The organism is Mammaliicoccus sciuri, from assembly GCF_002901825.1.
Taxonomy (GTDB): Bacteria; Bacillota; Bacilli; order Staphylococcales; family Staphylococcaceae; genus Mammaliicoccus; species Mammaliicoccus sciuri.
Genome location: NZ_PPQD01000005.1, coordinates 1 through 15069, shown reverse-complemented (window position 1 = coordinate 15069; position 15069 = coordinate 1). Strand labels below are relative to the sequence as shown.

15 protein-coding genes are annotated in these 15069 nt (G+C 34.6%); 10 read left to right on the top strand and 5 right to left on the bottom strand.

The genetic code is table 11. The features are described from left to right. The first annotated feature begins 210 nt into the window (after positions 1-210). On the top strand, positions 211-354 hold the full coding sequence (locus tag CD035_RS13840) for a hypothetical protein (RefSeq protein ID WP_164961626.1): 144 nt from the start codon (positions 211-213) through the stop codon (positions 352-354). 167 nt (positions 355-521) lie between these two features. On the opposite strand, the gene CD035_RS01030 is transcribed toward CD035_RS13840, so the two are convergent. The 5 genes from CD035_RS01030 to tsaE all read right to left on the bottom strand — a co-directional run bounded on the left by CD035_RS01030 (position 522) and on the right by tsaE (position 3577). Further along, complete coding sequence (locus CD035_RS01030; RefSeq protein WP_048540591.1) at positions 522-950, bottom strand: VOC family protein; 429 nt, start codon at positions 948-950, stop codon at positions 522-524. 76 nt (positions 951-1026) lie between these two features. Next, positions 1027-2040 (bottom strand): tRNA (adenosine(37)-N6)-threonylcarbamoyltransferase complex transferase subunit TsaD, encoded by a 1014-nt coding sequence (tsaD, locus tag CD035_RS01025; protein ID WP_048540590.1) that lies wholly within the window; start codon positions 2038-2040, stop codon positions 1027-1029. After that, positions 2033-2500: a ribosomal protein S18-alanine N-acetyltransferase gene (rimI, locus tag CD035_RS01020; protein ID WP_048540589.1), complete on the bottom strand. Its 468-nt coding sequence runs from the start codon at positions 2498-2500 to the stop codon at positions 2033-2035. Before rimI ends, tsaD begins: the two co-directional genes overlap by 8 nt. Next, positions 2473-3138 carry a tRNA (adenosine(37)-N6)-threonylcarbamoyltransferase complex dimerization subunit type 1 TsaB gene (gene tsaB, locus CD035_RS01015; protein WP_048540699.1) on the bottom strand — a complete coding sequence of 222 codons (666 nt, stop codon included), beginning with the start codon at positions 3136-3138 and terminating at the stop codon, positions 2473-2475. The genes rimI and tsaB overlap by 28 nt, the downstream gene beginning before the upstream one ends. Continuing rightward, positions 3119-3577 carry a tRNA (adenosine(37)-N6)-threonylcarbamoyltransferase complex ATPase subunit type 1 TsaE gene (tsaE, locus tag CD035_RS01010; RefSeq protein WP_048540698.1) on the bottom strand — a complete coding sequence of 153 codons (459 nt, stop codon included), beginning with the start codon at positions 3575-3577 and terminating at the stop codon, positions 3119-3121. Before tsaE ends, tsaB begins: the two co-directional genes overlap by 20 nt. 448 nt (positions 3578-4025) lie before the next feature. On the opposite strand from tsaE, the gene ilvD reads away from it, so the two are divergent. From ilvD to ilvA, 9 genes are read left to right on the top strand one after another with little or no spacing between them, the layout of a single operon-like run. Further along, positions 4026-5714 carry a dihydroxy-acid dehydratase gene (ilvD, locus tag CD035_RS01005; RefSeq protein WP_025905050.1) on the top strand — a complete coding sequence of 563 codons (1689 nt, stop codon included), beginning with the start codon at positions 4026-4028 and terminating at the stop codon, positions 5712-5714. 12 nt (positions 5715-5726) lie between these two features. Continuing rightward, a complete protein-coding gene (gene ilvB, locus CD035_RS01000) occupies positions 5727-7460 on the top strand; it encodes a biosynthetic-type acetolactate synthase large subunit (protein WP_048540588.1) in 1734 nt (577 codons plus the stop codon). After that, complete coding sequence (ilvN, locus tag CD035_RS00995) at positions 7460-7933, top strand: acetolactate synthase small subunit (protein ID WP_048540587.1); 474 nt, start codon at positions 7460-7462, stop codon at positions 7931-7933. Before ilvB ends, ilvN begins: the two co-directional genes overlap by 1 nt. Before the next feature lie 34 nt (positions 7934-7967). Then, positions 7968-8972 carry a ketol-acid reductoisomerase gene (gene ilvC / locus CD035_RS00990; protein ID WP_048540586.1) on the top strand — a complete coding sequence of 335 codons (1005 nt, stop codon included), beginning with the start codon at positions 7968-7970 and terminating at the stop codon, positions 8970-8972. A 33-nt stretch (positions 8973-9005) separates the two neighbouring features. Next, positions 9006-10538 (top strand): 2-isopropylmalate synthase, encoded by a 1533-nt coding sequence (locus CD035_RS00985; RefSeq protein ID WP_048540585.1) that lies wholly within the window; start codon positions 9006-9008, stop codon positions 10536-10538. Continuing rightward, positions 10535-11575, top strand: a complete 1041-nt coding sequence (leuB, locus tag CD035_RS00980) for a 3-isopropylmalate dehydrogenase (RefSeq protein WP_048540584.1) — start codon at positions 10535-10537, stop codon at positions 11573-11575. The genes CD035_RS00985 and leuB overlap by 4 nt, the downstream gene beginning before the upstream one ends. Positions 11576-11590: 15 nt before the next feature. Next, positions 11591-12964, top strand: a complete 1374-nt coding sequence (leuC, locus tag CD035_RS00975; RefSeq protein ID WP_048540583.1) for a 3-isopropylmalate dehydratase large subunit — start codon at positions 11591-11593, stop codon at positions 12962-12964. Beyond that, a complete protein-coding gene (gene leuD, locus CD035_RS00970; RefSeq protein ID WP_048540582.1) occupies positions 12965-13534 on the top strand; it encodes a 3-isopropylmalate dehydratase small subunit in 570 nt (189 codons plus the stop codon). Between the two features lie 14 nt (positions 13535-13548). Next, positions 13549-14814, top strand: coding sequence for a threonine ammonia-lyase IlvA (gene ilvA, locus CD035_RS00965; RefSeq protein ID WP_048540581.1), 1266 nt, complete (start codon positions 13549-13551; stop codon positions 14812-14814). Positions 14815-15069: the final 255 nt, after the last annotated feature.

Sequence of the window (15069 nt, the reverse complement as noted above, 5' to 3'; positions counted from 1 at the left end):
TTCAAAATGTTGAAATGACTAAAATATTAATATATTTATCAATTAGGCTAGATTTAATATTCAATTCGTCTTATAATTTACATAACCAATTTTCTTGTTTTAAAAACTTTAGTTATAAATACTACTTTTATTTTGAAGTTAATAATGTGCTTAGAGTTAAATTTCATTGATTAATTGGTCTTGTGTATGCTACAGAAGGGATGATGATTTATGAAACAATCTAACATTGAAAATTATACAACGAAAGCTAAGGAACTATTGAAACATAAAATTATAACTAAAGAAGAATATGATCAGCGTATAAAAGATTATACTGACTACACGAATAGTGAAGGCAAATATGCACGTAAATAGAAAAGACTGGGACATAATGTAATGTCTCAGTCTTTTGTAGTATCTTGGCAGTAGATGACTAGAGTTGAAAAAGCTTGGTACAAGCGCATTTCAATTCTAGTCATCCTTGCCGGGGCGGGACTACGAAATCTTTTTATACAAATTAGATTTCTGTCCCGCTCCCTATTCTATTCTGTATATGCATTTACCATCCAAGTTACACCAAATGGATCTTGGAATGAACCAAAGAGTGGTGACCACTCTACCTCGTTTAAAGGCATATCAATTTTACAACCCGCTTCTTCTGCTTTCTTAAACAATTCGATGACAGCTGCTCTATCTTCTTCATCGTTATAATTAAACTGAAAACATGCTTGAGCGCCTTCGTTATTGATATCTTTATTTTGCCAAGTGTCACTACATAAAAATGTCTTCCCTAATAAGTTAAAACTCGCGTTCATTGTAAAAGATTCGGGCAATTTAAATTCATCAGGTGCATCTTTAAACATTTCATGGTTACCCGGAACTCTCATAATATCCGTTGCACCTAATTTTTCTTCGTAGAACTTTAATGCTTCAATACTATTTTTAAAATTAAAATAAGTATTCACTTCCACTTTACAACGCCTCCTCAATCTTTTTATATCACATTGAGTATAACGTCTATAGTGCAATATTACAAATTATTGTATATTAAAATGCTTCAATATCTAGAGAACTTTTACCGTTTAATTTCATATTTGAAAAGCGATTATTTTCATATAAGAAATGAGCTACTGACCCTATCATAGCAGCATTATCTGTACATAAATTTAATGGTGGAATACTAAGATCTATTCCTAATTTACCAGTTTCTTCTTCAAGTGCATGACGTAAACCTTTATTCGCAGCTACACCACCTGCCACAATTAAGTGTTGAACATCATAATCTTTAACTGCGGCCATTGTTTTACCGACAAGTACTTCAACTACACTATTTTGGAAACTAGTCGCAACATCTTCTTTTATGATTTCATCATTTTTTTGCTTTTTATTATGCAATGTATTAATAACTGCACTTTTCAAACCACTGAAACTGAAATCATAACTGTCTTTTTCTAACCAAACTCTAGGGAAATTCAAAGTATCTTGACCGATTTGTGCAAGTCTATCAACTTCTGGACCTCCTGGATATGGTAAACCTATTGTTCTAGCAACTTTGTCATATGCCTCACCAACTGCATCATCACGTGTTTCACCTATAACTTCAAAATCTAAATGATTTTTCATGTAAATCAGTTCTGTATGTCCACCTGAAACGATAAGCGCAATTAATGGAAATTCTAATGGTTTAACGAGATGATTAGCATAAATATGCCCTGCAATATGATGAACTGGTATAAGTGGTTTTTGATGACTAAATGCTAAGGCTTTGGCACTTGCAACACCGACAAGTAAGGCACCAATTAATCCTGGACCTTCTGTTACGGCTATTGCGTCAATGTCATCCATTTGCATATTCGCATTTTTCAAAGCTTCATCAATCACTGTTGTCATCACTTCAACGTGTTGACGACTCGCTACTTCTGGTACTACACCGCCAAATTTTTTATGTGTCATCATTTGTGTAACAACTTCATTACTAATAATTTCATTGCCGTTTTTTATGACACTTGCTGCAGTTTCATCACAGCTTGTTTCTATACTTAATATAATTGATTCAGACATTCTTTAGACTCACCCACATCACTTTAGCATCCTCTCCATCGCCATAATAATTTTTCCTAACGCCACCATACGTAAAGCCAGCTTTCTCATAAACATGTCTAGCCGCTTCATTATCCACTCTTACTTCTAAGCTCATCGTTGTACAAGTTGCACTTGCAAAAGTCATCGCATATTCTAATAGCATTTGACCTATGCCATTACCTCTATATTGCTCAGCAACAGAAATAGTCGTTATTTGTGCTTGATCAATGACTAGCCACAATCCGCAATACGCGATAATTTCTTCACCAATAGATACTACAAAATAATGCGCAAATTCATTTTTCTCTAACTCATGATAGAATGCGTCTATAGACCATGAACTTTGTGTAAAACTATGATGTTCTATTTCATATACTTGAGGGACATCTTCAATTGACATTTTTCTGATTTCTAATGCTTCGTTTGATTGTTTTTCCAATTTTGTTCCGCCTCTGATAATTTTAGATATCTTGGTTTTAGTTCATGAACTTTTAACACAGGTTGTTCTTTAATGTTATACATTATTGAAGCATCAGGTAATTTCGAAAGACTTCTACCTTCTAACTTATCTTGTAACTTTAATACATCGTGACCAATAAATATATATGGATAATTTCGTGATTTTAAAAATTGATTCAATGCTTCAATAGATATATAACTATCGTCTTTGATTGTTTCTAATTTATCATCTTTATATTGGTAAACACCAGCAAATACATGGTCTCTTCTAGCATCAAATAAAGGTACAATAAGATTATTTCCGTTGTCATATGTTGCTGCTAATGCCTTTAAAGATGAAACTTCATATAATGGAATATCCAAAGTATATGCCATCGTCTTTGCTGTTGTAATACCAATTCTTAAACCTGTATAAGAACCAGGACCATTAGCAACCACTATTTCAGATAATGATTGAGGTGTTAATTGCGCTTCATCCATTAATGATTCAATAACAGGCATTAATTGTAAGGAATGGTTCTTTTTTATGTTGGACTGATAATTGATTAATACATTTCCGTCTTTAACAAGTGCTACTGCTAATGGTTGATTAGATGTATCAATTAGTAATGTTGTCATCATTTAGCACTTCCTTTATCTGTTTATAATGTTCACCTTTAGAAATTATTTCAAACACCCTTTTATCTGCGTCTATATACTTAATGTTGATTTCTAAACGCTCTTTTGGTAAATATTCTTGAATGAATTCACTCCATTCAATAATCGTAACACCATTATCATTAAAGTATTCATCAAATCCTAAGTCTTCATCACTATCTTCTAATCTATAACAATCCATATGATGAAAAGGCAATCTTCCTTTGTAGGACTTTATTATATTAAAGGTAGGTGAATTAATGGTTCTTTTAACGCCTAAAGCCTTTCCGAAATATTGACTAAAAGTGGTTTTACCCGCTCCTAAATCTCCATTCAACAAAATAATATCATTTTCAGTTACAACTTGAGCTAATTTTTCAGCAATTTGCTGCGTTTTTTCTAATGAGTCAACTTGAATAATCACTAATTTGGCACCTACCTTTTCTTTACTTAAACTAACTGAACTATTATAACAAATATTTATTTAATTGGGTAATGAATGGTTTATTTATCAGTAAAGCGCTTACATTATCTAAATTTTTAGAAAAATCTAAATCTTCTGTTGACATGTATTCTGATATGCGTTAAATTTAGTACATAAATTTTTTAACTATTCAAAAATCTTAACTAAAAATATGGTTCACATTTGAGAAGAAAGGACGAGTTGTAATGAATTTCACAATGACGGCAAATAAACCGACAATCGAATACAGCATATTAGTGATTTTATTACGCTCAGAAGGACTCGAACAACAGTAAGCTTCAATTTACTGTATGGTTTAAGTCCTATTTCTACTTGAATGGGACTCGAAGCAACGTCCCATATTTATTGGGACGTTGCTTTTTTATTTTTCTAGAGGAGTGTAATTATGAGAAGTGACATGATCAAAAAAGGTGATCACCAAGCACCTGCAAGAAGCCTATTACATGCAACAGGACAAATCAAGAGCCCAACGGATATGAATAAACCATTTATTGCGATTTGCAATTCTTACATTGATATTGTCCCAGGACATGTTCATTTAAGGGAATTGGCAGATATCGCAAAAGAAGCGATTAGAGAAGCAGGTGGTATTCCATTTGAATTCAATACAATCGGTGTTGACGATGGTATAGCAATGGGTCACATCGGGATGCGCTACTCATTACCAAGTAGAGAAGTTATTGCTGACGCAGCTGAAACTGTTATTAACGCACACTGGTTTGACGGCGTATTCTACATGCCAAACTGTGACAAGATTACACCAGGAATGTTACTAGCATCTGTTAGAACAAACGTACCTGCAATCTTCTGTTCAGGTGGACCAATGAAAGCTGGTTTATCTGCAACTGGTAAAGCATTAACTTTATCTTCAATGTTTGAAGCAGTTGGATCATTCAAAGGTGGTTCAATGACGAAAGAAGAATTCTTAGATATGGAAAAGAACGCATGCCCTACTTGCGGTTCATGTGCAGGCATGTTTACAGCAAATTCAATGAACTGCTTAATGGAAGTCTTAGGATTAGCATTACCTTATAACGGAACAGCTATTGCTGTAGGAGAAGAAAGAAGAGAATTAATTAGAGAAGCAGCCTTTAAACTAATGGACTTAGTTAAAAAAGACATTAAACCTAAAGACATCATTACTAAAGATGCAATTGATGATGCATTTGCTTTAGATATGGCAATGGGTGGTTCTACAAATACTGTCCTTCATACTTTAGCTTTAGCAAATGAAGCTGGTATCGATTATGACTTAAATAGAGTAAATGAAATAGCTAAACGTACACCTTACCTATCTAAAATTGCACCAAGTTCTTCATACTCAATGCATGACGTACATGAAGCAGGCGGTGTACCAGCCATCATCGGTGAATTACTCAAACTCGATAATGTTTTACATCCTGACCGTATTACAGTCACTGGTAAAACATTAAGAGAAAATAACGAACATCGTGAAATTAAAAATACAGAAGTTATCCATACAAGAGATAATCCATTCTCTGAAACTGGTGGCTTATCAATGTTATTTGGAAATATCGCGCCAGATGGTGCAGCTATTAAAGTTGGTGGTGTTGATCCATCAATCAAGAAATTTGTTGGTAAAGCGATTTGCTTTAGTTCACATGATGAAGCGGTTGAAGCAATTGATAACCATACTGTTAGAGAAGGTCACGTTGTTGTCATTCGTTATGAAGGCCCTAAAGGTGGACCTGGAATGCCGGAAATGTTAGCACCTACTTCATCTATCGTCGGTAGAGGTTTAGGTAAAGATGTTGCATTAATTACAGATGGTCGATTCTCAGGTGCAACAAGAGGTATCGCTGTCGGACATATTTCACCAGAAGCTGCCGCGGGTGGACCTATAGGACTCATCCAAGACGGTGATGAAATCATCATTGATTTAACGAATCGTACATTAGATGTAAATGTTTCTGAAGCAGAATTACATGCTAGAAAACAAAACATTGAACCATTTAAAGCTAAAGTTAAGACTGGTTATCTTGCAAGATACACTGCCCTTGTAACAAGTGCAAATACAGGAGGCATCTTGAAAGTACCGGACGAACTAATTTAAGGAGTGATTTGCATGGCACTAACTACTAAATCATACAAAGAACCAGATGAAGCAACTAAAGAAAAGACAATAACTTACACGGGGGCAGAATTACTTGTCCAATCCTTTATCGATCAAGAAGTCGATTACATCTTTGGATATCCTGGTGGCGCTGTCTTACCTTTATATGATGCCTTTTATGAAGGTAAAGTGCCTCATATTCTCACGAGACACGAGCAAGGTGCAGTTCACGCAGCTGAAGGATATGCAAGAGTTACAGGTAAACCTGGTGTTGTAGTCGTTACAAGCGGGCCTGGCGCAACTAACACTATTACTGGAATAGCTGATGCTATGAGTGACTCAATTCCACTAGTTGTACTTACAGGACAAGTACACAGACCAGGTATTGGTAAAGACGCTTTCCAAGAAGCTGATTTACTCTCTATGACAACACCTATTACAAAGCATAATTATCAGATAACTGATGTAAAAGATATTCCAAAGATTATTGATGAAGCATTTCATATTGCTTCAACTGGTCGTAAAGGTCCGGTTGTCATTGATTTTCCTAAAGATATCGGTGTTCTAGAAACAGTTGAAGTTTCTCCAAGAGAACTTAATTTACCGGGATATCACATAAACTTAACACCAGAAGATAAAGAGATTGAACAAATTATTCAAATGATTCGTTTAGCAAAGAAGCCTATTATACTTGCTGGAGCTGGTGTAAACCATGCTGAAGCTTCAAAGGAACTTACAGCATTTGCTAATAAATACAAAATTCCTGTTGTAAACACTTTGCTAGGATTAGGTTCTATCCCCTACTCTGACCCATTATTCTTAGGAATGGGCGGTATGCATGGATCATATGCAAGTAACATGGCATTAACGGAATGTGATTTGTTAATTAACTTTGGAAGTCGATTTGATGATCGTCTAGCAAGCAACCCAGATGAATTTGCGAAAGACGCTAAAGTTATTCATGTAGATATCGATCCATGTGAAATTAACAAAATCATTCCTACAGATTTAGGTATTATTGCCGATGCAAAACAAACATTAGAAGCACTTTTAGAATACGAAGCACATGAGCTTATCCATCATGAATGGTATGAACATTGTCTATCTAATAAAGCAACATATCCATTTAGATATGACAAACCAACTGATGACTTTATTAAGCCACAACAAGCAATTGAGTATATCGGAAAGATTACAAACGGAGATGCACTTGTTGCTACAGATGTAGGTCAACATCAAATGTGGGTTGCACAATATTATCCATTTAAAACACATGGGCAAATTATTACAAGCGGTGGTCTCGGTACAATGGGCTTCGGTATCCCAGCAGCAATGGGTGCCAAGTTTGCACACCCTGACAAGACAGTAGTTGCATTTGTTGGTGACGGTGGGTTCCAAATGACTAACCAAGAAATGGCCATTTTAAATGAATTTGATAATGACATCAAAATCGTACTAATCAACAATGGTGCTTTAGGTATGGTTAAACAATGGCAAGATAAATTTTATAGCCAACGTTTTTCTCATTCAGTATTTGCTGGGCAGCCTGACTTTATGAAGCTTTCTGAAAGCTATGGTGTTAAAGGTTTCATGATCGATTCTAACGATAAATTAGAATCTACACTTGATGAAGCATTCGCTCATAAAGGCCCAGCCTTAATCGAAATTAGAATTTCCCCTTCTGAACCAGTACTTCCAATGGTTCCAAGTGGACAACCAAACTACAAAATGGAGGGCGTTGAATAATGAAAAGAACAATTAAGACTCAAGTACTCGATAGAGCGGGTACACTCAACCGACTTACAAGCATTTTTGTAAGGAGACAATACAACATTGTTTCTCTTTCTGCAACGCCTACTGAAACAGAGGGCATCACAAATATTACATTTATTGTGGATGTTTCAGATGAAAGTAGTACAGAAACAATTATTAAGCAGTTAGAAAAGCAAGTAAATGTAATATCTGCCCTAGATATTACAGATAACAACCTTTTTAATAGAGAACTTATTTTAATCAAGTTAGGTCATCCTGACGATTATCAAACATTCGAAAAAATCATTAAGCCTTATGAAGATCAATTAACCATTTTAAAAGATTTAGAAGATTATATTTATATTCAAGCAATTGGAACCCATCAAACAATAGAAAATCTATTGGATGATTTAAAAATATATCCTGTGACACAAGTGTCACGAACAGGTTCTGCAGGATTACTATAATACAAAATAAAACAAATTAATGGAGGCATTTATTATGACTAAAGTATTTTATGACAACACGGTAACAGAGGACGCATTACAAGGTAAGAAAATCGCAGTAGTTGGATATGGTTCACAAGGGCATGCACATGCTCAGAACTTAAAAGATAACGGATATGATGTTGTAATTGGTATTCGTCCAGGTAAATCATTTGATCAAGCTAAAGAAGATGGTTTTGAAGTATATCCAGTAGATGAAGCGGTAAAACAATCTGACGTTGTAATGATTCTATTACCAGATGAAATTCAAGGACAAGTTTATAAAGAAGAAATTGAACCTAACTTAGATGAAGGAAATGCTTTAGTATTTGCTCATGGATTTAATATTCACTTTAAAGTTATTCAACCACCAGCAAACGTAGATGTATTCTTAGTTGCACCAAAAGGACCAGGTCACCTAGTTAGACGTACATTTACTGAAGGAAGTGCTGTGCCTGCACTATACGCTGTATACCAAGATGCTACAGGTAACGCAACTCAATTAGCATTAAGTTATGCAAAAGGTATCGGTGCTACTAGAGCTGGTGTTATCGGCACAAGCTTTGAAGAAGAAACTGAAACTGATTTATTTGGTGAACAAGCAGTTCTTTGTGGTGGTGTAACGAAACTTATCCAATCAGGTTTCGAAACATTAGTTGAAGCTGGCTATCAACCAGAAATTGCTTACTTCGAAGTATTACATGAAATGAAATTAATCGTTGATTTAATGTATGAAGGCGGAATGGAAAACATGCGTTATTCTATTTCAAACACTGCAGAATTTGGTGATTATGTATCTGGTGAACGTGTTATCACACCTGATGTTAAAGATAATATGAAAGAAGTACTTAAAGATATTCAAACAGGAGCTTTCAGTGATCGCTTCATTAAAGATAACGAAAATGGCTTTGAAGAATTCCTAAGAATGCGTAAAGAACAACAAGGACATCAAATCGAATCAGTAGGTAGAGAATTACGTGACATGATGCCATTCGTTAAAGCTAAAAGTATTCAAAACTAAATAAAAGTACTAGAATTTAAGGAGAGGATTATTATGTCAGACCATATTCAAATATTTGATACAACACTAAGAGATGGAGAACAAACACCAGGCGTCAGCTTTTCATTTGATGAACGTCTCAAAATTGCTAAACAACTAGAAAAATGGGGAGTCGATGTAATAGAAGCTGGCTTCCCCGCTTCTAGTGAAGGTAGTTTTAAATCAGTAGAAAGTATTGCTAAAGCATTAACAACAACTGCAGTTTGTGGGTTAGCTAGATGTAAAAAGTCAGATATCGATGCTGTACATGAATCAACAAAAGAAGCACAGCATAGACAAATTCATGTTTTCTTAGCAACTAGCCCTATCCACTTGGAATATAAATTGAAAATGACTGAAGAACAAGTATTAGCATCTATAACAGAAAATGTAACTTATGCAAAAACATTATTTGAAAAAGTTCAATTTTCACCTGAAGATGCTACAAGAACACCTTTACCATTTTTAATTAAAGCAGTACAAACAGCAGTTGATGCTGGTGCAGACATTATCAATATTCCAGATACGGTTGGTTATTCTTATCCTACAGAATATGGTCAAATCTTTAAGACACTTATTGAAACAATTCAAAGTGATCATGAAGTGATATATAGTTCTCATTGTCATGATGATTTAGGTCTTGCTGTAGCAAATGCCCTATCTGCTTTTGAAAATGGTGCAAGAAGAGTTGAAGGTGCAATTAATGGAATCGGCGAACGTGCTGGCAATACTGCTCTTGAAGAAATTGCACTTGCACTACACGTTAGACAAGATCATTACAACCTATCTACTAATATCAATTTAGCTGAAACTAAGAGCACAAGTGACATGGTAAGTAGATATTCAGGTCTTCGAGTCCCTAGAAATAAAGCAATCGTTGGTCAAAATGCATTCAGTCATGAATCTGGTATTCATCAAGATGGTATTTTGAAAAACCCTGAAACTTATGAAATTATGACACCTCAACTTGTCGGTGTTGTTAAAAATTCATTACCACTTGGTAAACTATCTGGTAAACACGCATTTAGTGAAAAGTTAGTAGAACTTGGATATAATCTCTCACCAGATGAACAAGTGGAAGTATTTAAACAATTCAAATCAGTCGCAGATAAGAAAAAACAAGTAACTGATCGAGATATACACGCTATCCTTCAAGGTAGTGAACATGAAGAAAATGCATACTATAAAGTAAATGCACTTCAACTTCAATTTGTATCAAATGGCTTACAAAGCGCTGTTGTCGTTATTGAAGATAAAGAAGGAAATACTTATAAAGACTCATCTATTGGTTCAGGTTCAATTACATCAATTTATAATGCAATTGATAGAATTTTTGATTATACGCCTGAATTACAACAATATCGAATTGAATCTATTACAGAAGGTACGGATGCTCAAGCTGAAGTACACGTTCAAGTAGAATTTGAAGATGAAGTATACACAGGTATCGGTATTGACTACGATATTCTATATGCTTCTTGTAAGGCATATGTTGAAGCACATGCTAAACACAGTGAGAACAAATTGAAAGAAGGCGTAAAGTCATGACATACAAAATCACTGCCCTACCCGGTGATGGAATCGGTCCAGAAATTTTAGAAGGTAGTATTGAAATACTAGAATTATTATCAAAGAAATTTAATTTTGATTATGAAATAGACACTAAAGATTTTGGAGGTATCGCCATTGATAAACATGGCGAGCCTTTACCTCCAGAAACTTTAACTGCTTGTCAAAACAGTGATGCAATATTATTAGGAGCCGTTGGTGGTCCTAAATGGACTGATCCAAAAAACAGACCAGAACACGGCCTATTAGGTATTAGAAAAGCATTAAATTTATTTGCTAACATTAGACCAACAATTGTTACTGAATCCACTGCACATTTATCACCATTAAAAGAAGAACTCGTAAAAGGTACTGATTTTATTATTGTACGTGAATTAACGGGTGGTTTGTATTTTGGAGAACCGAAATATTTTGATGATGAAAAAGCGATTGACACTCTTGCATATACTAAAGAAGAAATTACAAGAATCGCACATGTTGCATTTCAGTTAGCTACTAAACGAAATAAAATCGTTACATCAGTAGATAAAGAAAATGTACTTAGCTCTTCAAAACTTTGGAGACAAACATTAGAACAAGTTTCTAAAGATTATCCAGATGTCACACTTAATCATCTCTTAGTAGACGCATGTAGCATGCATTTAATTACAAATCCTAAACAGTTTGATGTTATTGTAACTGAAAATTTATTTGGAGATATTCTAAGTGATGAAGCTTCAGTTATTCCAGGATCACTTGGTCTTTCACCTTCTGCAAGTTTTGGTGAGAATGGACCAAGTTTATATGAACCAATACATGGTTCTGCACCTGATATAGCTGGTCAAAATAAAGCAAACCCTAGTGGTATGTTACTATCATTAGCAATGTGTATTAGAGAAAGTTTACATCAACCTGAATGCGCTCAGTATTTAGAAGATATCGTATTTAGCACAATCAAGAAAGGTATTGCAACTAAAGATTTAGGTGGAAATAACAGTACATCTGAAGTCTTCGAAGCAATCAAAAATAATATTTAGAAGGAGGAAAACGACATGTCTCAAACATTATTTGATAAAGTATGGAATCGACATATAATAGCTGGTAAAGAAGGTGAACCCCAATTATTATACATCGACTTACACCTTATTCATGAAGTTACATCTCCTCAAGCATTCGAAGGCTTAAGATTACAAAATAGGAAAGTAAGACGTCCCGATCGAACGTTTGGAACATTGGATCATAATGTACCTACAATTGATATATTCAATATTAGAGATGAAATTGCTAATAAACAAATTAGTGCTTTGCAAAAAAACTGTGAAGCATTTGGTGTAAAGTTATTTGATATGGGTTCAGATGAACAAGGTATCGTGCATATGGTTGGCCCAGAAACAGGTTTAACACAACCAGGTAAAACTATCGTATGTGGAGATTCACATACTGCAACGCATGGTGCATTTGGAGCTATTGCTTTTGGTATAGGTACAAGTGAAGTAGAACATGTTTTTGCAACTCAAACACTATGGCAAACTAAACCAAAGAACTTGAAAATTCAAGTTGATGGTACATTGCCAACTGGTGTTTATGCTAAAGATATTATCCTATACTTAATCAATCAACACGGCGTTGATTTTGGTACTGGTTACGCTTTAGAATTCGCTGGTGAAGCTATTTCTAATATGACAATGGATGAGCGAATGACAATTTGTAATATGGCTATCGAAGCTGGTGCTAAATATGGCATGATGAAGCCAGATGAAACAACTTTTGAATATGTAAGAGGACGTAAATATCAACCAGAGAACTTTGAAGCAGCTATTGAAGATTGGAAGACTTTATATTCAGACGAAGATGCTACTTACGATAAAGTGATTACTGTAGACGTAAGTGACCTTGAACCACAAGTCACTTGGGGTACAAGTCCTGAAATGGGTGTTAGTTTTAATACACCATTCCCAGAAATTAAGGATTTAAATGATGAAAGAGCCTATAATTACATGGGCCTTCAACCAGGTCAAACTGCTAGAGATATTCCTCTAGGCTATGTTTTCCTTGGTTCATGTACAAATGCAAGACTTTCAGATCTTATTGAAGCAAGTAAAATTGTAGATGGTCATAAAGTCCATCAAGACATTACAGCAATTGTCGTTCCTGGATCTAGAAGTGTTAAACTTCAAGCAGAGGCGCTTGGTCTAGATAAAATTTTCAAAGAAGCAGGATTTGATTGGCGTGAACCTGGATGTTCAATGTGTCTAGGAATGAACCCTGACCAAGTCCCTAACGGTGTTCACTGTGCCTCAACTAGTAACCGTAACTTTGAAGGTCGTCAAGGTAAAGGTGCAAGAACGCATCTCGTATCTCCAGCAATGGCAGCAGCAGCAGCTATTAACGGTAGATTTGTAGATACTAGAAAGGTGGTCATTTAAATGGAACCAATTAATATTTTTAATGGTAAAACAGTTCCCCTACTCAATGATAATATTGATACGGATCAAATCATTCCAAAAGCTTTTTTGAAAAGAATTTCTAAAACTGGTTTTGGCCCCTTCTTATTCGACGAATGGCGTTATTTAGAAGATGGCTCTGATAATCCAGATTTCAACTTAAATAAACCAGAATATAAAGGTGCAAGTATTCTCATTTCAGGTGATAATTTTGGTTGTGGTTCATCAAGAGAACACGCTGCATGGGCATTAAAAGACTTTGGATTCTTAATTATTATAGCAGGTAGTTTCAGTGATATATTTTATATGAACTGTACTAAAAATGGTATGTTACCTATTGCTATTGAAAATAAAGAAGACAGAGAAGCAATAGCTCAACATAGTGAAATAACGATTGATTTACCTGATCAACTAATCATTACACCTGAAGCAAAATATCATTTTGATATAGACGCTACATGGAAGAATAAATTGATTAACGGTTTAGATGATATTGCTATTACATTAACTTATGAAGAACAGATCAACCAATATGAAAAAATGCACAACTAATTGGGAGTGGTAGAATGACCTTAAAAACACGTTTAAGTGCTGAAGATATAGAAGAAGCATTTTTAAAATTAAAAGATACAGTAAAACAAACACCTTTAGAAAAAGATATGTATTTATCACAGAAGTTTGACTGTAATGTATATTTAAAAAGAGAAGATTTGCAATGGGTACGTTCCTTTAAATTAAGAGGTGCGTACTATGCAATTAATCAGTTAACATTCGAAGAACGAGCAAATGGCGTTAGTTGTGCGAGCGCAGGTAATCATGCACAAGGAATCGCATTCACAGCTAAACAACTTGAAATCAAAGCTGTTATATTTATGCCAGTAACAACACCAGCTCAAAAAATTAATCAAGTTAAATTTTTCGGTGGTGAATTTGTACAAATAGAATTAATTGGCGATACTTTTGATGATTGCTTAAAACATGCATTAGATTATACTGAACAATTTGGATTAAGCTTTATTGATCCATTCGATAATATCAATACAATTGCTGGTCAAGGTACGATTGCTAAAGAAATAGTAGATTATGCAGAAGAAGAAAACATCAAATTTGATTATTGCTTTGCTGCAATCGGTGGCGGTGGCTTAATTTCAGGAGTAGGCACATATCTTAAAGATACAACGCCTACTACACAAGTCATTGGTGTAGAACCACTTGGAGCAAGCAGTATGGCTCAATCTGTTAAAGCTAATAAAATTGTTACATTAACAGATATCGATAAATTTGTAGATGGCGCTTCAGTAGGAAAAGTTGGACAATTAACATTCGAAATTTCAAAAAATGTTGTTGATGACTTTGTTGCTGTAGATGAAGGTGAAGTATGTAGTACAATTCTAGATATGTACTCTAAACAAGCTATTATTGCAGAACCAGCTGGCGCACTAAGCGTCACTGCACTTAATCATTATAAAAATGAAATTAAAGGTAAAAATGTTATTTGTATTGTCAGTGGTGGTAACAATGATATTAACCGAATGAAAGAAATTGAGGAACGCTCACTTTTATTTGAAGATATGAAACATTACTTTATTGTTAACTTCCCACAAAGACCAGGTGCATTAAGAGAATTTGTTAACGAAGTGCTTGGACCAAATGATGATATTACAAAATTTGAATACTTAAAAAAATCGAGCCAAAATACAGGTTCTGTTATTATAGGTATTCAACTTAAAGATCATAATGATTTAGACCAACTTTATAAGAACGTTAGCGAATTTGATCCTAAATACATCTATATTAATAAGAATAAAATGCTTTATTCACTACTAATATAAGTCAAAATCACATTAAAACATCTCATTTCTTCCTGTTATAAGCAGAGAAATGAGATGTTTTTTAGTTATAGATCCTATAATATAAATTTATTTAATAAGTACAGTATATGACCTTTATCTTCTACTTTATTTTAACTAAGTTTAAACATAAAAAAGAGACCTAACAGGTCTCGAGTGCGGCTCATCGCATCCATTTATAAATACTTGCCCGGCAACGTCCTACTCTCGCGGAACGTAAGCCCAACTACCATCGGC